This is a genomic window from Kaistia defluvii (assembly GCF_040548815.1).
Classification (GTDB): Bacteria; Pseudomonadota; Alphaproteobacteria; order Rhizobiales; family Kaistiaceae; genus Kaistia; species Kaistia defluvii_A.
Map to the genome: position 1 here is coordinate 1 of NZ_JBEPSM010000007.1, position 22,319 is coordinate 22,319.

Annotated in this window: 21 protein-coding genes and 1 pseudogene; 12 read left to right on the forward strand and 10 right to left on the reverse strand. The window is 60.6% G+C overall.

The features are described 5' to 3' along the window. Window positions 1-664: 664 nt before the first annotated feature. A pseudogene (locus ABIE08_RS23360) lies at window positions 665-901 on the forward strand (sulfatase-like hydrolase/transferase); the annotation flags it as partial. Window positions 902-2,228: 1,327 nt separating this feature from the next. On the opposite strand, the gene ABIE08_RS23365 reads toward ABIE08_RS23360, so the two are convergent. Next, the gene (locus ABIE08_RS23365) at window positions 2,229-2,600 is read right to left on the reverse strand and encodes a tyrosine-type recombinase/integrase (RefSeq protein ID WP_436409601.1); all 372 of its coding nucleotides are present in this window, start codon (window positions 2,598-2,600) and stop codon (window positions 2,229-2,231) included. Between the two features lie 309 nt (window positions 2,601-2,909). On the opposite strand from ABIE08_RS23365, the gene ABIE08_RS23370 reads away from it, so the two are divergent. The 6 genes from ABIE08_RS23370 (at window position 2,910) to ABIE08_RS23395 (ending at window position 8,211) form a co-directional block, all read left to right on the forward strand. Further along, window positions 2,910-4,076, forward strand: a complete 1,167-nt coding sequence (locus tag ABIE08_RS23370; RefSeq protein ID WP_354554528.1) for a tyrosine-type recombinase/integrase — start codon at window positions 2,910-2,912, stop codon at window positions 4,074-4,076. A 336-nt stretch (window positions 4,077-4,412) separates the two neighbouring features. Then, window positions 4,413-5,417 carry a hypothetical protein gene (locus tag ABIE08_RS23375; RefSeq protein ID WP_354554530.1) on the forward strand — a complete coding sequence of 335 codons (1,005 nt, stop codon included), beginning with the start codon at window positions 4,413-4,415 and terminating at the stop codon, window positions 5,415-5,417. A gap of 118 nt (window positions 5,418-5,535) precedes the next feature. Further along, window positions 5,536-5,739: a helix-turn-helix transcriptional regulator gene (locus tag ABIE08_RS23380; RefSeq protein ID WP_354554531.1), complete on the forward strand. Its 204-nt coding sequence runs from the start codon at window positions 5,536-5,538 to the stop codon at window positions 5,737-5,739. 132 nt (window positions 5,740-5,871) lie between these two features. Next, the gene (locus ABIE08_RS23385; RefSeq protein ID WP_354554533.1) at window positions 5,872-6,483 is read left to right on the forward strand and encodes a DUF1376 domain-containing protein; all 612 of its coding nucleotides are present in this window, start codon (window positions 5,872-5,874) and stop codon (window positions 6,481-6,483) included. Further along, window positions 6,480-7,133 carry a helix-turn-helix domain-containing protein gene (locus tag ABIE08_RS23390; RefSeq protein WP_354554534.1) on the forward strand — a complete coding sequence of 218 codons (654 nt, stop codon included), beginning with the start codon at window positions 6,480-6,482 and terminating at the stop codon, window positions 7,131-7,133. Before ABIE08_RS23385 ends, ABIE08_RS23390 begins: the two co-directional genes overlap by 4 nt. Further along, window positions 7,117-8,211, forward strand: a complete 1,095-nt coding sequence (locus ABIE08_RS23395; protein ID WP_354554536.1) for a tyrosine-type recombinase/integrase — start codon at window positions 7,117-7,119, stop codon at window positions 8,209-8,211. Before ABIE08_RS23390 ends, ABIE08_RS23395 begins: the two co-directional genes overlap by 17 nt. 292 nt (window positions 8,212-8,503) lie before the next feature. Here the strand turns inward: ABIE08_RS23395 and ABIE08_RS23400 are convergent, their stop codons facing one another. Both ABIE08_RS23400 and ABIE08_RS23405 read right to left on the reverse strand, forming a co-directional pair. Further along, entirely contained in the window at window positions 8,504-12,205 is a 3,702-nt protein-coding gene (locus ABIE08_RS23400; protein WP_354554537.1) for a DEAD/DEAH box helicase, read from the reverse strand. Further along, window positions 12,205-13,089, reverse strand: a complete 885-nt coding sequence (locus ABIE08_RS23405) for an aminotransferase (RefSeq protein WP_354554539.1) — start codon at window positions 13,087-13,089, stop codon at window positions 12,205-12,207. The genes ABIE08_RS23400 and ABIE08_RS23405 overlap by 1 nt, the downstream gene beginning before the upstream one ends. A gap of 599 nt (window positions 13,090-13,688) precedes the next feature. Between ABIE08_RS23405 and ABIE08_RS23410 the strand changes: the two genes are divergently transcribed. After that, window positions 13,689-14,327 (forward strand): restriction endonuclease, encoded by a 639-nt coding sequence (locus ABIE08_RS23410; protein ID WP_354554541.1) that lies wholly within the window; start codon window positions 13,689-13,691, stop codon window positions 14,325-14,327. Window positions 14,328-14,713: 386 nt separating this feature from the next. Here ABIE08_RS23410 and ABIE08_RS23415 read toward each other — a convergent pair whose 3' ends face one another. The 6 genes from ABIE08_RS23415 to ABIE08_RS23440 form a co-directional block, all read right to left on the reverse strand. Further along, window positions 14,714-15,151, reverse strand: coding sequence for a DUF2721 domain-containing protein (locus ABIE08_RS23415; protein WP_354554543.1), 438 nt, complete (start codon window positions 15,149-15,151; stop codon window positions 14,714-14,716). Between the two features lie 76 nt (window positions 15,152-15,227). Continuing rightward, complete coding sequence (locus ABIE08_RS23420; RefSeq protein ID WP_354554545.1) at window positions 15,228-15,587, reverse strand: HdeA/HdeB family chaperone; 360 nt, start codon at window positions 15,585-15,587, stop codon at window positions 15,228-15,230. A gap of 50 nt (window positions 15,588-15,637) precedes the next feature. Then, window positions 15,638-16,297, reverse strand: coding sequence for a hypothetical protein (locus tag ABIE08_RS23425; RefSeq protein WP_354554547.1), 660 nt, complete (start codon window positions 16,295-16,297; stop codon window positions 15,638-15,640). A 428-nt stretch (window positions 16,298-16,725) separates the two neighbouring features. Continuing rightward, window positions 16,726-18,168: a DUF1254 domain-containing protein gene (locus ABIE08_RS23430; protein WP_354554560.1), complete on the reverse strand. Its 1,443-nt coding sequence runs from the start codon at window positions 18,166-18,168 to the stop codon at window positions 16,726-16,728. Between the two features lie 42 nt (window positions 18,169-18,210). After that, a complete protein-coding gene (locus ABIE08_RS23435; protein WP_396309401.1) occupies window positions 18,211-18,552 on the reverse strand; it encodes a hypothetical protein in 342 nt (113 codons plus the stop codon). Between the two features lie 160 nt (window positions 18,553-18,712). After that, window positions 18,713-19,534 (reverse strand): hypothetical protein, encoded by an 822-nt coding sequence (locus tag ABIE08_RS23440; protein WP_354554550.1) that lies wholly within the window; start codon window positions 19,532-19,534, stop codon window positions 18,713-18,715. Between the two features lie 287 nt (window positions 19,535-19,821). On the opposite strand from ABIE08_RS23440, the gene ABIE08_RS23445 reads away from it, so the two are divergent. The 4 genes from ABIE08_RS23445 (at window position 19,822) to ABIE08_RS23460 (ending at window position 21,591) form a co-directional block, all read left to right on the forward strand. After that, entirely contained in the window at window positions 19,822-20,829 is a 1,008-nt protein-coding gene (locus tag ABIE08_RS23445) for an AraC family transcriptional regulator (protein ID WP_354554552.1), read from the forward strand. A gap of 63 nt (window positions 20,830-20,892) precedes the next feature. Further along, entirely contained in the window at window positions 20,893-21,243 is a 351-nt protein-coding gene (locus tag ABIE08_RS23450) for a hypothetical protein (RefSeq protein WP_354554554.1), read from the forward strand. After that, the gene (locus tag ABIE08_RS23455) at window positions 21,227-21,421 is read left to right on the forward strand and encodes a HAMP domain-containing protein (protein WP_354554555.1); all 195 of its coding nucleotides are present in this window, start codon (window positions 21,227-21,229) and stop codon (window positions 21,419-21,421) included. The genes ABIE08_RS23450 and ABIE08_RS23455 overlap by 17 nt, the downstream gene beginning before the upstream one ends. After that, complete coding sequence (locus tag ABIE08_RS23460) at window positions 21,418-21,591, forward strand: hypothetical protein (RefSeq protein WP_354554557.1); 174 nt, start codon at window positions 21,418-21,420, stop codon at window positions 21,589-21,591. Before ABIE08_RS23455 ends, ABIE08_RS23460 begins: the two co-directional genes overlap by 4 nt. Before the next feature lie 395 nt (window positions 21,592-21,986). Here ABIE08_RS23460 and ABIE08_RS23465 read toward each other — a convergent pair. After that, window positions 21,987-22,319, reverse strand: a 333-nt coding sequence (locus ABIE08_RS23465) for a GntR family transcriptional regulator (RefSeq protein ID WP_354554559.1), incomplete at its 5' end; no start/stop codon positions are given.

Consider the following 22,319-nt stretch of genomic DNA (forward strand, 5'->3'; position numbering starts at 1 on the left):
ATGTCGTCGACGCCGTCGCGGTGGTTCATGCCGCGATCCTGCGCATGCAGGCCATCCTGCTACCCGTGCAGACGCTGGTCTTCGGCGGCCACTGACAAACTTTCATATTGGCTCCTGACGAAAGTGAAGCGCCGTTCGCCGTGGGAACCTGTGGCGAACGCATTGACGGCGCTTGCCGAGAAAACCCGGCTTTACTGCGGCGCTGCGAAGGCGTGACGCTGGGCGACTTCAAATCTCGCGTCGCCGACATCGGCCCGCAGGCGGGCCACACCGAAGACATTTGTTCATATCTCCAGTTCTTTGGATAACGGCGAGATTGTCAAATGACTGCCAACGTTGGCAGGATGAAGCGATATGGTGCGGCTTCACCGCCCCATGCTGACATTCTGAACGGCAACTGGACCTCCTGGAGGCCCAACCGCAGAATTGAAACCCGGTTCGGGTATCTCAATGACATTGATCCACCCGCCAGTTCGGTTGGCGAAGCGATCTGTTCCTGAAAAATTCAGAAGATTTTCGCGGATGTCGAAACAAGCCAGGATTTTCAAACCTATCGACCTAACCGTGAACGCGACCGCCTCTGTTGGAAATGCAGGAGAAGGCCATGCGAATATCACGTTGGATCGCGTCAGCCGCTGTGGTTGGCGCAGGATGGCTGGCGCCGATGGTGCCGGCGATCGCCCAGGAAGCGCCGGCAGCACCGCCAAACATTCTCGTCATATTCGGTGATGATGTCGGGCAGACCAATATTAGCGCCTATGGCGAAGGCGTGGTGGGCTACCGGACGCCCAATATCGACCGCCTTGCCAAGGAAGGCATGAAATTCACCGACTACTACGCGGAGAATAGCTGCCCCGCAGGACGCTCGACCTTCATCACCGGCCAAACATGTCTGCGCACCGCTGGAGCCCGACGCTAACGTCTGACGCCAGTTTGACAAGATCACCGGTCGGAACGAACGACGGGCAGGAATGGGGTTCCGTTGGACCCAAGCGGATATTTGACTGCGGTCGAGGCTCATAGTGGGGGCCGTATGATTGCTGTGTCTGGCCTGCTCACCCGAGTTGGTCGCTCTCTAATTCTCAAAAACGCGACTGCGCCAAAACAGTTGATCAGCGCTCCTTAGTACCTCGCCCCTAAAATGACACGCGAGTTTTACCGGCTTATCTCCCCGGCGGAACGACCCGAATGGCACTTCGAGCGCCTTCTTGAGCGGCCAGGGTGCGGTTCATGTCTTGTCTCCGGGTTGAACAATGGTGGTGTGTTGGGAAGTTGGTCGGGCGCGTTTTGCCTTGGCAGCGCGCCCCGAACTAACGCCCGCAGGCCTCCGCAACGCCGCGGGCTTTTTTTGCTCTTAGCAACAAGCAAGCTCCCTGAAGTAGCGAGTATCAGGTCCTAGACAGAACTGTTTCGACTCTGCGACAGTGGAGACGTCAACCACACCACGGGGACATCACCATGAAGAAGACCTACGAGAAGCCGACGGTCGACAAATCGGCGCTGCTGCAGAAGATCGCAGCTGCTGTGACCATCAGCGGCGAGATCATCATTGATCCCTAGGTCGGGACCTTTTCAATAAGGCCGACTAACTGAAATGGGGCTATGAGCTTGCGCCCTTACAGCATGCCTGAATCCGCCGCCTGCCAACCAGCCGGCGGGTTCTCTATTTAGGCGCCAGGATCGCCCAGGTGCCAGCGAGTGACATTGACTGTCCAATCGGCTTTGAGGCCTTTTTCGGGAACCGCGCAGCTTTGCCCGCCCCCGGCCAGGTAGTTGCGGAGACGCGCCCGTCGGCTGTGCCGCAACAGAGCCGGCGGGCGCGTCGGCCACAGCCCGTCCAAATGGCTAAGCTTCCTCCCGAATTGCGGGCGTCGCGGGCTGAGATTTCCGGTGTGGTGTTGCCGGCTTGCAATCGACAGGAGACGGGTGTGGTGGCAGAGAACGCAGCGTCAACAACGCCTGAGGGGCAACATCATGAAGAAGATTTACGAACGGCCGGTCCTGTCCAAGGGCGCGCAGCTGCAGCGCATCGCGGCTATTGCCTGCACGTCCAACCAGCCCTGCTAAACAGAATCAGCGGCCCGCCGGCACAGCTTTGCGGCGGGCCGCTACGATCCTAGACCCGGACCCGCACCGGCGTCGCCGCGACTGGGGGAGCAAAAATCCGGACAGCGCTCGGACCTTCCCAGCGCTCGGCCCCGAGAGGCGGAGCAATCTGGCAATCCTGACTAGCCCTGAGTTTGATCTACGGCTGCCGCAAAGTTCGAGATTTGTTCAGACCAAGCAGCCATCATCGCTCGCCGGCCGGCTAGATACTGGGCGCTGTTATAGGCGCCGCGCACCTCGTTGCGCTCATCATGGGCGAGCTGGCGCTCAATCCAATCCGCCGAATAGCCCGCCTCGTTGAGCCAGGTCGACGCCACGCCGCGGAAGCCGTGGACCGTCGCTCGCCCGTGATAGCCCATCCGGTACATTCCGAAGAGCATTGTGTTGTTCGACATGAAGCCCTCCTTGCCGGGCGATGGAAAAAGGAAATTGCTCCGTCCGGAATGGGCACGCTTCAGCGATCGGGAAGAAACGCAGGCAGCAGCCGGCCGCACGCGCTCGCATCTCCACGGATTCGATACGAAGCAAAACCTTCCCGCACCACCACATAGCTATGTGGGACCCATATGTGGGAAGCGCGAATGGCTAGCCAATTTTGGCAGCTAAATCTTTGAAAAGATTGGTGCACCCGAAGGGATTCGAACCCCTGGCCTCTGCCTTCGGAGGGCAGAGATTCAGCACACCACCAAACATTTACGCACACAGTAAGCGTTGATATCATTCAATTTTGGGCAATTATTGACCATTGACGTTCACCGATGTTTTCCGTACTTTTTTCGTACGCACAAAGTTGGAGCATCTGGTTGGCGATCGATTTGAGCAAGGTCGGGAGGCGGGGGGAGCTAAAGGCCCAGCGTGAACCGCATTGGCAGCGGCTCCGGACCGGAGCTTTTCTCGGTTTCCGTCCGTCGCAACGCGGTGGTCCAGGCACGTGGATTGCCCGCAGCTATGATGCCGATGCGGGCAAGTACAAAATGAGGTCGCTGGGCGACTTCGGCACGCTACCGGGAAACGAGCAGTTTGCCGCCGCAAAGAAGGAGGCCGAAGCGTTTGCGAACCAAGTCGAGTCTGGCGGCATCGCCAATGGTCACGTCAAGATCGTGACCGTGAAGGATGCATGCGCGGATTATGCAAGAACGCATGCCAACGAAGCTGACCGCCTGAAGCGCAATGTCTATAGCGACCCGATTGCTCACGTGAGGCTCGACAAACTGCGCAAGCACCACATCGAGGCGTGGCGCGCCCGGATTGAGGCCGTGCCTGCATTGGTGAGTCGGCGCAAGGAGGGCGAAAAGGTAACGCGTGCTCGGGCCCAATCCACGGTCAACCGCGATCTTGTGCCACTCCGCGCGGCACTCTCCAAGCATCTTGCACACGGCACTCCAAACACACCCGCCGCGTGGCAAGAAGCGCTGAGGCCAATAAAGAACGCAGACCGTCAACGGACACTGTATCTCGACATTGACGAGCGCCGCAGGCTGTTGGAGAGGATAGACGCCGAGGCACTTTCGTTCGTGAAGGCAATTGCCATGATGCCTCTTCGACCTGGAGCAATGTCGGGTCTTAGTGCCGGTGACTTCGACAAGCGCACGCGAGAATTGACTATCGGGAAGGACAAGACTGGCAAGCCGCGTCGGATTGCCGTTCCTGTCACATTGGCCGCATTCCTGGCAGAGCAAACCAAGAATAAGTCGCCGGCCGACCCCATGTTCATGCGCGGAAATGGCAAGCGTTGGACCAAGAATGATTGGAACGATCCAATTCGTCAGGCTGCAATTGGCGCCGGGCTTAGCCGTGCCGTGACAGCCTATGTATTCCGCCACTCCGTCCTAACCGACCTTGTGGACGGTGGCCTGCCGATCCTGACAGTCGCGCAGCTGAGCGACACCAGCGTGGAGATGATCGAAAGGCACTATGGACACCTGAACAAATCTGCTGCCGAGCAGGCGTTGGCAGCTCTAGCTCTGTAGCCGCCGATCCCCGCCGACGAAAGCGGGAAGACGGGCTTGGCCATGACCTCGTCTCACGGAAACGCTGAATCCTCCGCTACTCGCCATTCTCTCACACCAAGATATTGAAATCGCGCGTGAATGGGCGTTGCTGACAATAGCCTCTCCATCGTTACCCACTCAATGCCATCCGCGTTTGAGTCTCGTTCCATAACGACCTTCACGTGCACCAATACCCCGGATGCTCGGGCGGCTGGACGTAGACCTCATCTCGTGCCCTGAGATTTAAGCTGGTAAGCAGCGCTTTAGCCACGAGGAAACTTCTCGCTAGGCTCTCCGAGACTCGAGGAGGCAAACATGCAGAATGCAGCGTATAGATTCACATTTGACTTAGAAAACTTGCCGACCGGCGAATTCGTGAAGCTGTCCGATGCAATGGATCTGGCCTTCTACGGCGGCGTGCCCTCTGTCAGATATGAGGGTCCAATTCGCCTCCCCCCTGAGCTCGACAGGGAGTACGCAATCACTAACGCGGGCGAGTGGGTATTGATCACGGATGGGGCACCGCTTCTCGGACCCAAATACGTAGATATAGCCAATCCAGGGGCCATCCTCTTCGGCATTGACGACGACTCGACCCCCGACCTGGCACAACTCGCCGCGGCCGACGCGGCATATCAGGCGCGCCTTGAGCGCCACCAGATTCGTCTGACAAACGAGGCAGTCGTTTCACCTTCGTCCGGGGACCGGCAAGCGGGCGCGCTTTGTGGACCAACTCCCCGCCGATTTGATTTCGCCATCATCGACGGGTTCTGGCGGGCAGAGATCGGCCGCAGACGGACCAAGTTCTTCGGCCAGTTGAACGCTGCAGCTCGAGCCGGGGACGTGCGATTTATGGGAGTGCCTGCGGACGAAGCCTGGATACTGGAGCCTAGCCTCTTCAACTCAACGCCACAGCAAATCCCCACTGCTTACTTCGTCGAGGAACGAAGCTTCGATGAGGACAGTTGCATCCATGCCGTCGGCGAGGCCGCGCCAGAGCCGGACTACGATGGCGCCACGGCCAGCGGCCGATACGTGTCTTATCGGGACGTGGTCGTCGAGCGGGCCTCTTACCTTCGCTTTCTGAACAACTACTATCCCGCGGTGTTGAACCCCGCGCGGGCCAACGAAAAGCTAAAGTCTCAAAATGCAATAGATCGCCTTACTCAAGAACTGCGTGAGCGCCCCGAGTTGGCGAAGGCGGAAGCCGCCAACATCGTTGGTTGGGGAGTCCGCAGTCGTCCGTTTGACGTGATTTGGAAGAAGGCACGGGAGGGGGTCAGCCTCGATGCGCGGGCTCCGCCCGGACGCAAGAAGTAATCAGCGCAGACTTAATCGACGCAGAATTTTAATCGACGCGGCTATTTCCAGCTACCGCGGTCGCTCATGTCTCGGTCGTTCAGACACATTCTTAAGTGTCGCAACGAATGGGACGACCATGAACGCGAACATTTTTCGGCCGGCGGCCAACACGGTAGCGGAGGTTCTCCGCCGGGTCGGCATCAGCCGCACGAAGTTCTATCAGGAGATCAACGCCGGTCGCCTGAAGGCCCGCAAGATCGGCAGCAAGACCGTCGTCCTGGAGACCGATCTCCAGGCCTATCTGGACACGCTACCCTTCTACGATGGTCGCTCGGAGTAAAGCCGTGCCCTCACGGTCTCTCCCGCCCGTCCATTCCGTCCGCCCGTCGGCTGGAGAGTTGATCCTCGCCCAGGCGGCGATGGAACGCTTCATCTCGTGCGATGACGTGATGAGGATGAAGGAAGCGATCCCGTGATCGCCTCGCCCCGCATGCCCATCTCGGTTGTCGAGGAACTCGCCGCAGCTTCGGATCTGACCGCTGAAGAATACGGCGCTTACATGCTGCTTCGCATGCATCAGTGGCAGTATGGGGCACTCCCCACGGATAGCGATCGGCTGTCGCGGATCGCCCATGTCGCAGCGGACAAGTGGCCTCAAGTGGCCTCGGCAATCCGGCCGCGGTTTGGACCGAACTGGCGTCACGAGGACACCCACCGGACCCGTCAGAAGTGCGCCGCTACGCATGAGCGTTTGTCGAATGCAGGCAAGAAGGGCGGAAGCTCGAAGGGGAAGGCCAAGCCCAACGAAAGCCCCACCTTTGTCCAGGCTTCAAGCCAGGCCAAAGGCCAAGCCACAAGCCTGGCTTCGTTCGGGCTTGAGCCTGAGGTAGCCCCCCGTGATGGCGAGGCTTCCCTTGCGACTGAGGCCAGTGACCAGCCCCCCCTTCCCGCCATTGCTGATCCCCAGGCAGCTTGCGAATGGCTACTGGAACGTGGCGTCTTTCCGGGCGACCTTGACGAACTCCAGCGGCTTCTCGTGGCAGGCAAGCTCACGCCCTCCATCCTGGCGCGTTCAGCGCTATGACGAAGAAGCGCAGGAAGCGAGAAGATGCTTTGCCGATGTCGGATCTGTTCGATCTGCTCGTTCTGACCAAGCTGACGGAAGTGAGCAGCAATGCGGTCCCGCACGCGCCTCCTCCGTCGTCGGACGGGCCAGAGAAGCGAGCTCGGAAGCCCTTCAAAATCTTCCATCCGCAAAAGGCCAAGCAGCATCGCAACTATAGCCGCGCCCAAGTCATGAAGCTCTACAACGTCACCCGAAACACATTGACCAACTGGATCAACGAGGGATTGATCACGGTACCCGGCTCTCCGGTCTTGTTCCGTGGCGAGGACCTGAACGCGTTTCATAAAGCTCGGCATGATGGTGCGCGGTGGAACTGTTCTCCCGGCGAATTCCTCTGCTTCCACTGCAAGAATGTTTCTACGCTGGTGGGCCAAGCGGCGGATATCCGCTGGGACAAAAAGTCCGCGGGGACCCTGTCTTGGCGCTGCCCCTCGCCCTCCTGCGGCAAGCCGAATGGGATCTTTCAGTCGCGCTCTCAGGTCCAGATTCTTGAAGAGCTGGGAGTCAACCTGACCTCCAGCGAAGACGACTACTCTCCTTCTCGCCGTCCCGGTGAGATTGTGCAAATTCCCATCAATTTGGAGGTCCTCCATGAACCCGTGGAATGAGCGGCTTCGGCACGACTATATCGAGCACCTGAGCGACGCCAAGAAGCACGGCGACAAGACCATTGATGCTGCCATGCGTCACCTGACCGAGCTTGAACGCTACATGGGTGGCAAGAACTTTGAGAGCCTCACCAAGTCGCAGGCCAAGGCATTCAACGATCATCTGCACCAGCGCCCCTCCAAGGCGGGCGCCGACACGCTTTCGGACTCTTCCATCGTCCATACGTTGTCCGACCTGAAGGCGTTCTTTGACTGGCTCATTACATTCAAGAAGCTGAAGGTCGACTTGGAGGCGGTTGCCCGGCTTACGCCCTCTCCGCGTGTCGTGATTGGGCTCAAAACGCAGCCGGACAAGGCGCCACCCACCGCAGATAAGATCCGCCAGATGCTCGCTGCCATGGCCGATCAGACGGTGTTTCAGCGACGCAATCGGGCTCTGGTCGCTTTGATCTACCTTACCGGCATGCGCGTGGGCGCCGTGATCTCGCTGCGCTGCAAGCATGTGAAGCTTGCGGACCGTCAAATCCTTCAGAACGCACGAGAGGTGAACACGAAGTTCGGCAAGAATATGCTCACGAGCTGGTTTCCGGTTGGGGAGGATATCCAGCAAATCGTAGTCGCTTGGGTCAGGGAGCGCCTCGAAGGCGGCGCTGACCCTGACGCTCCTCTGTTCCCGGCCCGGCCTCGCTTCCGGCTCCCTGGGGACGAAACGCGAGAGAAGGAGGCGTTCTGGAAAACCTCGCAACCGTTGCGCGAGGTCTTCCGGTCAGCCTGCCGGAGCGCCGACATTGACTACATCAATCCCCACGCTGTGCGCGATACGCTGATGCTGCTGGGCCTCGAGATCTGCGCAACCTGGGAGGAGCTTAAGGCATGGAGCCAGAACCTCGGTCACGAGAAACTGGACACATCGCTGGTTCATTACGGAAAGCTCGACACCAATCGCCAGAATACGCTCATGCAGGGCTTGGTGCGGACCGATCTGACGGTGCGCGACGAGCAGGAACTGCTCATGCTGTATCGACGCCTTCCGGCGAAGAAGCGAGCCTCGCTTCTGGATGTCCTGACACTCGGTTAGCTACTGGACGGCCTCACGCGACTTCGTGGGCGCCGAAGAGCACCAAGTAGATCCAGCGCCCGCATTCGCGGGCGTTGGGGTTCTATGGTCCAGAGGTAATGAAGGTCTAGACTGGCCGTCATCCCCTTGAGGGGCCCGGCCTAGTGAGCTGCTGCCGGTTTCTGTGACCAATGGCCGCTTTGCGCCCCCATTTCGGTCGTTCGTCTCCATCTGCTTAATACCTGGAACCGGACGTTCCCCTTGGCTCTCAGGCATTGGACGCGGACTTCAACAGGCGCTCCTTCATCTTGCGCTAGTATGTACGGGTAACCTCGACAGCAGGCCCGGTCATGACTCTGAAATCGTGCCGATCGGGACGGGCGGTCAGCAATGCCGCAGAATAAGGCGATTGGGCAACGGAATATCCTGCCGCGTCGATCCATTCGATCCCATCGGCTCTGACAATTGGGCGAACGTCATAGAATTCCCGTCGCCCATCCACATGCGTAAGCTGAGCTGCACTTCCCCTCACTATCTCGTCGGCATCTCTCTGTGCGGCAAGCGACCGCTGCCACGCCAGGAAGCGTTGCGGATCGATCCGCGTCTCCGCGTCGAGACGGAGCCCTTCCTGCACAAGCCACGATTCGAACTCGGGACGCCGGGCAACGGCTTCCTCTCGCGTTCGCGCCAGCCCTTGCGCAAGCGCGAAGGCGACGAATGGATCGAGCGTTCCCCAACGCAGCAGCTCGCGAAACCAGAAACCGACCCAAGGCAGGCCACTGGTTGCGCGCCAAGTATCAAGGGTTGGCGTTTCCAACGCACCGGCGTTCTGACCCCAAGCCTGTGCTACCGCTGCGCCGACCGCGACCCCAAGCTTGAACTCAACATTTTCAGTGACGAAGCGCTGCCATGCGCGGAGGCTCTCGGCGTCCGGCGCAACAGCGCCTGGCAATTGCATCCACCAGCCAACCACGCCGCGCCAGTTCGCCAGAACCAGTTGGTCACCCACCGTGTCGCGAACCCGAAAGCCGATCCCGGGCTCAGCGCGCATCCGTTCGCCTAGCCGGACCAGCAAAGCGAAGCGCTGCTCACCCGTCCATGTCCCATACTCAGCCGCGGCCTGAAGCTCGGCGATCAGTTGGGGCGCGACCAGCTCGAACCGGCGACCGATATAGGGGGTGAACCCATATTGGTAGAGCCGTCTCCGTTGCTGGGGATCAGGGTAGAGCCGCTCGACAAATGCCCGCCCGCGCTTGATGAAACTAGCCTCCAGCCACGCCTCCTCGGCTGCGGCGACCCGGGCGAACGTGCGCTGCCAGAGGTCGCGCAGGAAGGCTTCGGTTCGCGCTCCATCGATGCCCACCAACTCAATTCGCGTCAGTTCCTCGCTGGCTGCGAGAAGAAACCCATCTAGTTCGTCAAGGCTATCGCCAAGTTGGTCAGCGGTCGTTCGCGATGCGACACCGAGGTTTGCGCCAGCCGCTTCGGGCAGCGTCGCTTCCAGCCAAGCGAGGAATTGCTCCTTGGTCTGCAGCCCGAACTGCGCCGCGGCCTTCACCCAGATCGAACGCAGCAGCACGACCAACGGACTGTGGACGACTCCACCCGCATCCTCGACCTGCAGCCGACCGAGAAGATTGTTATAATCCTGCGCCGCCCTTCGGATTTGATTCAGCTGCTCGTTGCGCTGACCAGCTGCCGTAGTCGAGGGAAACTCTGGCACTGCCACCAGTGTCATGCCCTCGATCGATTCAGCCGCGCCCGGCCGGCCGGCACGGCCCGCCAGGTTGCGAAATTCGGCGGTCGACATTGGCACGACTATCGGCTGCTGTGTCTGCGGGTCGAAGCTACGCCGTTCGAGACTGGTCAGGAATATGATGTCGAACGGTAGGTTCACCCCTTCCGTCAGTGTGGCCGTCGCAAGCGTGACTGGGCAGATTCTGCGATCAATAAGATCCGTCATCAGCCGCCGGAGGCGCTGTGGCATCTGGCCATGGCTTGTCGCGATGCCGTGGTCGAGCAGCCGTATCTCGAACGACTCCTCACCGCAATAGTCGATACAGGCTGCACGGGTCTCCTGGAAACGCGTTTGTCCATCGGGGTCAGCCGGGGGCGCGAACGGAGGCACATTCTGCCAGCCCGGGAGATCGAAAGCCTCCGCATAGCGCTTCATCAGCCGCTCGGGCGACTGGGCCACGGATATCAGCACCCGCCGGCTACCCTCCAGCAGATGCAGCGCCGTCCAAAGCACATAGAGCTGATTGTAATGCGGCAGGCTGTTCCGGATGATCGGGGCGGGAAGCGGCATCACGGGGATGCGTAGCGGAAGATAGACCGGAGTATCGCGCCCGCGAACGTAGAGAGTCTGCCCATTCATGATGTCGAGCACGGCTTCGGGCGCGCGTCGAGAATCGACCCGCAGGCCGCCGATCAGCTGCCGACTACTGCGATAGCTGAGCCCAACGGGTGTTGCGTCCATCCGGCCTTCTATCCATTGGGCAACCGGCAGCGCCGCGCCGCCCGCCACCGCCGTCAACGCAATCCGCGCCATGTCGGGCTTGATTGCCAGCAAACGCGAAACCATCGCCTCCAGCCTCATCGCGCGACTACTGTGAGAGGCTAGTGCTTCCTGCGCACCGGCGTCGCCCTCGCTGACGACCTGATGCGCCTCGTCGATGATGAGGAGCCGCAGCCGCTGGACAAGCAAATGGCCAACATAGCGCATCAGCGCCTCGGCTTTCTCGACGGTCGCGATCAACACCACGGGACGATCAGCGGTCAACCAATAGTCAGTAATACCCCAGTCCGCCCCGCCATAGAGGCCGGTCACGATCAGATCGTTTCCCAGCTCAGCCGTCAGTTTTGCTTCCACTTCGCTCGCCAAGGCCCGCGATGGCACGAGATACAGCGCCAGCGGCGCTTGTCCCGGCGGGGCATCGACGAGAAGGAGCTCCTTCACGATCGCCATATTCGCGACGAGCGTCTTTCCCGACCCAGTCGGCGTGCAGAGTGCAAAGCTGTCGCTCGCGATCAGACGCTCAAGACCTTGGACCTGCGACGACCACAGCACGCCGCGTCCTCGAGCGAACTGCTCACGAGCGAATCGCCACATGCGGGGCTGTAGCTCGGGCGTCCGCTCGGCGAGCCGTGCCACGCGGCTATGGAGGCTGTTGGCCGCAAAGCGTCCTGCGGTCGCCTCAATAAGGTTGATCAGAATCCAAAGTTCATCACTGGAGAGGCGGGTTGCCAGCGCGCTGAGGCCTGATAATTTGTCAATCGCCTGCTTGAGCCTGCCATCATTGCCACGGCGGAGGCTGTCGCCGATGAGACCAACGGCCCGCACCAATTCGACCACGACATACCAGCCAATTTTGCTTTCGCCGCGGGGGGCTCCGCCGGCGGCTAGATCGCCCACTGCGAAGTCAGCAAGGGGATCATCCTCGGCAGGATCATCTGTCTCGACGTCCGCCTCATCCTCAGCAGCTAGCAACGGCCCCGAACCATCGCGGCCAGTGAGCGCCGCGTTGTCGCTCCAAAAGGCCGAGACTCGCGCAAGCAGACGCTCGAAATCTGCACCAAGGAAGGCCGCGAAGATCTCGGCAACGCCGCCGCCGTAGCGACCCTGGCGCAATAGGCTGGTCGCCATCGCCGGCAACCCGGCCAGCTGGTACGCGCCCGCTGCAAGTAGGCCGACAGGCACATCGCGCGTCACCGGATCGGAGGATCGTGCGAGCCATTCAAGCAACTCGGCCGCGCGACGATAGCAGCTGAGAGATTCCGGCGAGCCCTCGCCATCAATTTCGCGGAAGATGCCGGCTCCATGCAGCAGCCGCCGCGCATCCTCAAACTGTTCGTGCGATTCTCGCGGTCCCCACGCGATCGGAGGCACTTGCCACGAGGTTTGCAGGCTTCGGACGAACAAACGCGCCTGGGCAGGCGTCAGCTCGTTCTCCGCAGCGCGCTCGAAGCGGATGTTCATTGCAAGGGCGCGCCGCTGTTCGTCGAGCCGCGCCATCAGGGATTAACCCATAGCGATTGATAGAGCCGTTCGATGAGATCGACCCCACCTTCGACAACCAGTTCTACGACTTGGAGCGGCCGACCTGCGGTGTATTCCGCTGGCGGGACGACGCCCGGCAAATAGGTGTCCCCGGGATTTCGTCGAGCGGCCTTGTTCCCCGCCACAAAGATCAGATCGGTTCGCGGAAGCGGGGCAGCGCCGATCAGCAGAGCGCGATCGAGCGAGACAATCGCCTCAGCATATTGCTCGCGCGCCTTCTCGCACAGCAAGCGATGCATCTGTTCCAAGCCTTGCGGCGCCAGCAGACCACGATTCAGCTCATTCCAGACGCCATCGTTGGCACGGACCCGAGCGCCCGGAGGCCCGGTCCAACTTCCGAGCATCATCTCGTCCATCACGCTTGGCGTAAGCGAAGCGCGCCATTTCGCTTCGCCGGCGATAAACCGCACCACTTGGCCGGTGGCCGGATCGATTCCGAGCGCGATGAAGTCGTTGCCATGACGGCCGGAGATTTCCCGGACGCGCGCCGGATCCCGCGCCAGATCGAAAATGTAGGCTTCTACCTCCGCGTGGTAGCGGAATAGGAAGATCGGAATCGACCATTGGTGGCCGCCGACGAACTGGTAGGCTTGGGTCATGAGCCCGGCCATCACCTCTCCGAACAGCCCTTTCTTGGCCGTGGCGGGCAGACAATTTGGATATTGCGCGTTGCCACCCGGGCCGTCGGCATCGGGATGCAGGTCGATCCGGGCGGCACGGTGAAACACGTCACGCGCGTCGAAGTGCGCAGACTCGAAATAGGGCCGCAACTCGGCTACGACATCATCGTCGATCGGCACCGCCTGCTCGAACAGCAGATGTCCGTAATTGCCATTCACCCGGGCAGCTCCACGCAGCCAACGGTTGAGGAGCGGTATTGGCGGGGGGCAGTTATGAAGCATCTGTGTTGGCACTCACCAGATTGAGTTATGCGCGATGTTCAGAGTCTTGTCTTCGCCTGTGCGCGACGCTTGATTATTTTTCGCCTCAAAAACGATCAAAGGGTTCATAGCCAAGCTCTCTTATCTGATGCCGGTGCCGACGACCGATATGTTACGCGCATGTTGCGAGGGTTTCGCGCACGTCGCTGAGGCCAGAAGCGCTGGCCACTCTTGCTACTGAATTGCATGCGAGCCTGCAGCTCGCCAAATTAGTCTGCAGCAAAAGTGACTGGGCGAATCGATGGCGCAACTAACAACCACTGAGATGGCGTTGATTGACAACATCTTCGGGATGTACGGGGGCTACGTGCTGGACTTCAGCAACGACCGGTTCGCGGCGATTCTTCAATCGTGATCTCCAAATCGACATTTACCACGACCGCTACGCAATACATGGAACGTCCAAGGGGAAACACCTCCGTGCCTTCCTCGAGATTGCGCCCAACGCCGAGGTCGTGCGAACGGTCACGGCCCTGTGGGAGTATCGCGAAGCGGGCATGCTTGACCGTGGCCAGGCCGAGACCGTGCAAAATGTCCGGCAGCGCCTGGGCAACCTCCTTGTCAAACTTGGGGGCAAACCACTGCCAACCGATCCGAACGCCGCGCCACCGCCACCGCCGATGCCGCTGCGGAAGGGGCCGAGCGATGCCCTAATCGCATCGATGGAGCAGGAATTCCTGGCGATGACTGCGATGGAAGAGACGCCGCAGAGGCGGGGCTACGCGTTCGAGCGCTTTCTCAAACGCTGGTGCGACACATGGGGCTTGGATGCCAACGCCTCTTTCCGCACTGTTGGAGAGCAGATCGACGGCTCGTTCCAGCATGACAGCAGTACCTATCTGGTCGAGGCAAAGTGGCAGACACGCCCGGTCGATGCCGCAATGCTACATGGCTTTCAAGGGAAACTGCTTGAGCGCCCGGATTGGACAAGGGGCCTCTACGTCTCATATGGCGGCTTCTCGGGCGAGAGCTTCGACGCCTTCACCGCACGCCGCTTGATCATGATGGACGGTACAGACATCTACCACGCACTCAATCGGCGGCTCGACTTAGGGGAGATCATCCGTAAAAAGGCGCGCCATCACTCTGAGCGACGACAGCCGTTCGGCCGGGTGACTGACCTGTTCCGGGCGTGAGGTGATAAGGTGAAACTGTTTGCCACGCGCGTAGGGGCATTGGCTTGTCCGAATGCGGCTCTCCACCATGAAGGGGCACGTCTATCGACTGCACCGGCTCGCGTACCGACGCGATTGCGTAGTGTTGGTAGATACGCAGACGGATCGCAATGTCATGGAGCGCGCCCCCTGCGGATGACGATGCATGTCACGTGTGACGCTTGGCACCCCGCACTTCCAAGATCCCCTTTTGGGATCGACAGCGGAAGGACCGCTTGAGATGATCTCCTCTTGTTAGCTGTCGGTCTGCTTCCGGCCCCGAACCTGCCGGGCGGAACCCCGCCCCTATGTCGGTCGCTGAAATCGGCTTCGACATTTTCTGAAAGCGCACGTTTGGAACCGTTCGGTCAGGGTAGATGGTCGAGTTCGACCAGACCGATCGAAACCTCGCGCGCCAGCCCGATCAGCGCGGCGACGAAGAAAATCAGGGCTGCGACAAACAACATCGCTGCGCCCACCTCATGGTCGCGATTGAAAAAGGCGGCGATAAAACTCCAGACGATCAGCAGCGTGGTGCTGATAGCGCTGGCAATGGCGAGTGATATCGAGCGTTGCAGCAACTTGGCACGCACCTTCAATCGCGGAATGTCGGTCTTGAGCGGCAAGCGATCATCGTCGGGATCACGGATGCCGTGAATCGAGCGACTGCGCTCGATGATCACGTTGAGACGCGCGACGAGCAGGCCGACGAACGAGCCGGTCGCACCGAGCAGGAAGGCCGGGGCGGTGGCATGCAGCATAACCTGGGACAGCTGCGACAGTGTCGGCGTATCTTCAATCATCATTCGCCAAACCATTAAAAACACTTGCCTGAACCGGAGGGCGCCGGCTTTTAACCGCCTTGGCGCCCTCCAGACGCATTTACTTCAGTTCGATGCCGAGCTTGGCGCGTTCATCCTTGAAGACGACCGCGATCGCATCGATGATCTTCTTGTCGAGATTGGCCTTGCAGTAAACGATGACCTCGTGTTCCATCTGCTTGCCCTTCTTGATGTCGTAGTAGTGCTTCTTGGCCAGGCCGTTGTACCAGCCGCTATACCAGGCGGTGAGCGCATCGGCGTCCTGCTGATACGTTCCGGCAAGCTGGGCGCAGGTCAGGGCCTGAACGTCCAGGAAGCCATTTTCGTCGGCATAAGCGGAAAGCGGCGTCGCGCTCTGGGACAAGGCGACAGAAGCGCCGGATGCCAGGATGGCGCCGGCAAGCAGGACGGTTCGGATCATTCGGAAACTCCGAGACTAACTTGGTTTGTCATGCGGCGCCGATCGGCCGACTAGTAGGGGCGATAGGGTGGGTAGTAGGGCGGATAGACCGGGTACGCAGGATAAGGCGCATAGGCCGGCGGATAGCGATACGCCGCACCCGCCGCGGCCCCTGCATAGAACGCCCCGCGATAGGCCGTTCGCCGCGCCGCGCCGGCGAAGGAGAGCGGCGTCAGCGGCATGCCGATGATGTCGATGAACACCGATGCCGGGCCGTCAGCCTTGCCGAGGTCACCCTCGAGCACGGCGACGTCGAAGACGATGTTGGCGCCGTCTGCCTTGGGCGACATCAGCGTCACGACGGCGTCCTTGACGCTCGAGCCGTACTTGTCAAACACCGAAACCGTGGCGTTCGGCGGGTCCTTGGCAAAGCTGCCGGACCCTTCGGTCCATTCCTCGAGAAGGTGTGCGGTCAGGGCATGGCCGGCGGCGCGCACCGGGCGGTCGGCGAAGATGATCGAGTTGGCCGCGGTGCCCGTGAGGGTCAGCTTGTTGCCCTCGAGTTTCGCGCCTGCCGCGTTCATGACGATGAGGGCGGGTTCGATCTGGGTCTTGGCGCTGCCGCCGATCGTCTTCTGCGCCGGGCTCTGAATGGCATCCTGGGCCAGCGCCGCTGGCGCGGCGGCAATGGCGCATAGCACCGCCGCCGTCGACAAGAGGCTTCGTAGCATCCTCGTTCTCCTTGGGTTTTGATTGGAAGCGATAGCGGCCGCTTCACCGTCTGGTCTGCTCGTCCATGCGAACGCCGTTTTTTCAGGGCGCGGCCAACGAGGCCGCGCCAATCCTGCCGCCGTTCCGCGCGTGTCCTGTCCAGCCCCGGCCAAGCGCGACATCGTCGCCTCGGCCGGGGCACGTTCGCCTGAAATGTCTCGGCTCGATCGCTTGCTTGTCTGGTGCCGGCAGGGCGGTCTGTGCTCCAACCCGCGCCGCGCCTGCCTGCGAGATCGAACTCTAGCTCGCCGTGTCTTCTTCCCGTGTCATGGTGCCGTCACTGAAGCGCTGGCGGAGCTTTGGCGCGACTCGAAGGCCTGGTTCAAGACCCGTCAACCTGAAAACCAGACTGCTATCCGGCACGACGTATCAGCATGGGCGAGGATAACTATCGCGCGACCTGGATGCCGGGGGGCTGCCATGTCCCCGCACCCGCCGGCAGGATCGAAGGCGCTTCGGTCTTCGGCCAATACAGGCGCATCACGAGATAGATCTCGTCATCCGGCGCCGGAAGCCAATTGGACTCCTTGTCTGGACCGGGGCTGTCCTTTTGGAGGTACAGCGTCAGCGAGCCGTCCGCGCCCTTCTTCATCCCCTCCAACATCGGCGAGTTTATGAGGTAGCGATGGATCGGATTCTTGACCAGGAGCTGGCTCTTGCCGTCGTACATCGTAACGGACCAGAACGCATTTACCGGCGGCAGTTGGTCAGGCGCGAAAGTGATGGTGTAGTTATGCTTGCTGCCGTCGAGCGCTCCGCCGGCAGCGTCCGTTCGGGTGTAGGGGTACATCGCTTCCACGGCATCATTGCCCAGAAGACCGCCCTTCGCAGCCCCGGCGCGCATCACCCAATCGCCGTTGTAGAAGGCCTCGTCACCAAAGAACGAGCCGACATTCCAGCCGTTGATGCTCTTGTTTCCGCTGGCCAGCCATTTGTCGACTTTGTCGTTGCCCTGCTTCATGCCGACCAGGATTTCGGCTTTATGTTCGAGCGACAGATCTTTGAATTCGAAGGTCTTGCCCGGACCGATGCCGATCTTCGCCAGCTTTGCGCGAACAGCCTGATCCCTTGCCGTCTCGGGCACGAATTGCAGGGCTGCGTCGAGATATTCAAAGAAGTTGTCCTTGATCCCGGCCGTGGTGGCAGGAACGAACGCAATCTCCGGGGCGGCAGGCGGGGCGGGTTGATCCAGGAAGCCGGAAAGCGGCCGCGCCTTGTAGCCGGCCTGAATTTTCTCGACGTTCGGCATGTCGTCAGGGTTGAAGAGTTGCGTGCGGATAAGCGCGAGCGGGAATGGCGTTGTCGAGCGGAAGACCTGCTTGATCCCGGGGGGCGTTTCACCCTTCCAGTCGGGACCGACCACCAGATAGTCGCCCGCCTCTGATCCCGTGGCGCGCGTTCCGATATAGCCAAAATTGTAGGTGTTGCCGTCGATCAGCTGGACCGCGTAGTAGCGTTCCTTTTCGATCGCCGGCACCGAAATGACCATTGGCTCAGCGCGCAAATCCAGCCAGATGAACGAGTAGGGCGTGTCGCTGTTCGGCGTGATGACGGCCGTATCCGCCGGAGTGGCGACATGGTGCAGGCTGTTTATCTCGTTGAACGGCGCCTTGAACTGCCCCGAGTTCTTGTCGACAGCAAACTCTTGCATGACAGCATAGATCATCACGAGCGGCAGGCCGAAGGTGAAGCCTTCCTCGGCAATGTCCTTGGCCTCCAGCAGGCTGGGCCATTCCGCCTTGTTCTTTGCAATGGCGGGGGCGAACTTCGCCGTCGTTGCAACGATGGCAGCCATCGCAGCAGAGCGAAGGAGATCCCGTTTCGTCAGCATAAGCATCTGAATTACTTCCTTCTTGAACTTGCGAAGAGACAATTATCGCGGGCAAACGTCCCAAAAACCGCTCGTCCGGTTGGGCGTCGTATAGTACCAGCAGTATCCGGGCTTAGGCGGGGTGCCGGCGACAGCAACGGCTGTGGCACCAGCAATGAAACCGATGGCTGCCCCTGCGGCAATCGCGCCACCGGGGCGCCAATAGCGGTGCGGATTCACAACAACGACGCCGCGCGGGCGGTATCCCGGAACGCCATAGCCTGGCCTGACCGCACCGGCTGCGCATCCGCGTGGGCCACATCCGGCTGCCGCGCAGCCTCGGGGTCCACAGGCGGCTCCGCCAGACCGATAGGCCTGAGCCGGTGTGCTCGAGAGCAATGGCATGGCCAGCACAGCTGCAACCCCCGCCGAAAGGAGCGATAACTTAAGCATCTTTAGCACAGAAATTGCCTTCTACTATTAATCGAGTTGAAGCGCTCGAGTTCGACTTGCTGAGTGAGAAGCGTCGCGGGAGCCAGTTCAGCGGTTGCAGCCGGATGCGCACTCACTTTTTGGGGAACAGGAACTGCAATTGCGCGCGGATCTGCCATTGCGGACCGACATCGTCGGGCGCGATGACATTGTAGTAAGCGCCGACCTGCGCATTGATGGGTTGCTTGCCGAGCCGGAAGACACGGCCGAACGCCCCGCCGATCGGCAGGGTCCAGCGATTGTCGTTCTCGGCCATCCAGTTCGCCGTGACGAGCGGGGATGACGAAGCGTACCAACCGTCCTTGAAGTTGTAGTTCACGAACGGCTGGAGCGTCATCTGGTTGACGTCCTTCCGACTAGAATCGCCGGCGATCGACCAGATATTGTTGACCAGGGCGCCGTAGACCCACGGTCCGTCCATGATGAGACCGACGGCCGAGGGGCCAGCGCCCCACTTTCCGGATCCGAGGTCGTCGTCGGTGGCTGTCGGCAGCAGGACGGCCGGTCCAACGCCCCAGATGAACTTGCCCGAGTGAGCGGGCGACAGAAACGCGCTGACTGTCGTGTCGCCCAGGCCGAAGATTCGGTTGCTATCCGGATAGAGTTGCGGCTGGGAAATGACGGGGACGATCGTTCTGGTTATCAGATTCCAATCCGGTGAGAGACTAATCGGAATAACCGGCTGTATATTGATGACTTCCTGTGTCTCACTGTAGGGGCCGTAGCCGGGGTTTGTATTAAACTGAAATGGCAAACTGATCATGTCAGCGACTGGATTCTGAGCCGCCTTGGCAAGTTCTTCGGTGCTTGTCGATTTATCTTCGGCGAAGGATTTACCGGGAAACGACAAAACCGCGATCAGCGCCAACGCGAGTAGAGACCGATTGGTCCGCATCGGTGTGCATTTCCCACCGGCTCTAAATCTAGCGTCGGGCCATGCGAACTCAGCGGCATCCGTAGCAGACAGGGTGGAAACTGCTTGAATCCGGCCATGGGGGCGATTGACTAGCATGAACGTCGTCATCACAGTCACGGTCGAAACGCCCCCCGGCAATATTCGAAGTTGTGCCGGCAGCCAAAGAGCATCTCTTTGGCTTGGCGCACGTCTACTAAAAAGCGGCATGTCGACTTCGAGACCACTCATTTTGCGCCATCGTCGCGCTTTTTAGGGAAATAGCGGGCATGGCCGAGATCCCGGTTATCTCCAGTCACATCCTGCACGGCATCCCGGATTTCGTGCGTCGGGAAGTCGGGGCGAAAGCACTGTTGCATGCCAATCGCGCCGCCGGCTTCGATCTTGAGCTGGTCGAGGGCCGGAATTGCTTTATCCCCCACGCGGCGGTTCTCGGCTTTGTCAATGCCGCGGCACGAGTGGCGGGCGAGCAAAATCTTGGAGTCTTGATGGCTCCACAGATGGACGCCGCCAACTATGGTAGTTACGGGCACTATGTGATCGGCGCCGACACGCTCGGCGAATCCATCGGGCGCGCCATCTCGGCCCTCCGTTTTCACAGCACGGCTGACCGAATGGCCATCGACATCATCGGGGACGAAGTGCGCTACGGCTACCGCTTCGCCTTGGCCGGTCGCGACGGCTACGATATGATCGCCAGCGCGGCGGCCGGCGTTCTGCTGAGCGTCTTCAGGGCTTACCTGCCCCTTGACTGGAGGCCGTTGCGAATCGAGCTGGACATCAGCAAGCCATGCCGGGCCGGGCTGCTGGAAGACGTCTTCCAATGCCCGGTTCATTTCAACGCTTCGGCGGTGACCATCGTCACGGAAAGCCGATATTTATCCGTTGGCCGGCGGCACGTGCCATCGCCGATTGTCACCATCGAAGATGTGGAGCGAGATCGGCAGGGTGGGGCGCCGCGCGATTTGCTCGACGTCGTCCTGGAGCAAATTCGTGCCCAGGTTCTCGCCGGCAGCGTGTCCATCGATAGCGCGGCCCAATCCATGGACACGAGCGTGCGAACCCTGCAACGCGAGCTGAATCGGGTTGGCGCCGATTTTCGCAGCCTGGCGAACGCGATGCGGTATCAGCGCGCGATTGAGCTGCTACGCCACACCAACGGATCGATCACCCGTGTCTCGGCGGAGATGGGGTATTCTTCTCCCGCCAATTTCGCGCGCGCCTTTCGAAAGGCGGACGGACGTGCACCGCGAGATTTTCGTTCCAAGCCATACTAGGCAGCATGCGGCCATTCGGATTGGCAATATCAGTCGCCGACGATCGCCTTTTCTCGCAGCCCGATGCAGCTCGAACCAAAAAGTGCTTCCGGCTGCGGCTTGGCCTCTCTATCTGCACCCGAGACCAAGCCTGATTGGGCTCGTCTCGTCGGCAACATCATTCCCAAGGCGCTGCCGCTCGGCTGGTCGACGGCGCGCGACCTCGGCCTCGACGGCAATGCCCGCTACTGCCTGCTCGCCGGCGATATCGGCAACGACTACCCCCTCGTCGTCGGCAAGAGTTATGACAAAATTGAGACCGTCGGGGTCACTACAGCGGGTATCTTCGTATGGGCGACCTTCATCGTTTTGCTCGCCGCCATCGCGCTGGATCCTGGCAGTGCGCCTGCAGCGGCGGATGGAAGCGATCGCTGACACGTTGGCCCGGATCTCGGAGGGCGAGCTCGACGCCCGCATTCCGCTGCTCGGCGACGGCGACGACATCGACGTGCTCTCCGTCCGAATCAACGCAACGCTCGGCCGGCTGTCCAGCCTCTTCGAGGGCATGAAGCAGGATACAGCCGACATCGCGCATGATTTGAAGTGCCGTTGAACCGGCTCAAGGCCGACGCCCAGAGCGACCGGATCAATGCTACCTTCGACGCCCGGCTGCGCATCGCCCTGATCGAGGCCGGTGCGCGCAAGGTCCGCTTCGCGTCGATCCAGCGGAATGGTTTCCGCTGCCACTTCGGCATTCTCTTCTTTGGCAAATGCCACCCTTAGTGGGGCGGATCTCCCGTCAAATACTGTCCAAAGTCGAATAGCCGACAGCGTAAAATAATGTTGCAACGAATTGGCGGCTGGCGCGAGGTTTTGCTGGTTCGCAGTCGGTTCAATGCCCGACATGAGGCGCGTTGCAGGCTATTGCGGAATGGCTGAATTTTGGCCGTTTCGCCCTGAATGCGGACTGTCAGCTTCCGGCCCCAATCCGGACGATAGGCGTGATGGCATATCGCCCGAACCAACTCATAGCAGTTCACCACTTTCTCGTGAGCTAATGGAGCGGCCCCTGGCGGCCAGTGCCGGCGCTATTGAGACGCTTATGCGTGGCGCGCCGCGCACCGGCGCTGTCCATCATGCATTCCGGCACGACATTTCTGGCGGCAAAAGGCCGAGCGCTATAGCTCGACGCGGAAACGATAACGGTCGGCGCGATAGGTCACGACAGCGAACTCGACCGGCAGGCCAGCGGTTGACTTCGCGATTCTCGTCACCACCAGCACAGCGGACGCCAGCTCGACATCCAGGAGTTGCGCGATTTCCTGGCTGGCCAGATTGGCCTCGATGAATTCGACACCGCCGGAAATCTCGATGCCCAGATTCTCGCGCAGCCAGGCATAGAGCGAGCCGCCAGCCAGCAGCGCCTCGGTTGGCGGCGCCATCGCGCCGAACACGTCGGGCCGGATCCACGACACCGAATAGCCCATCAACCGGTCATTGGCGCGCAGCAG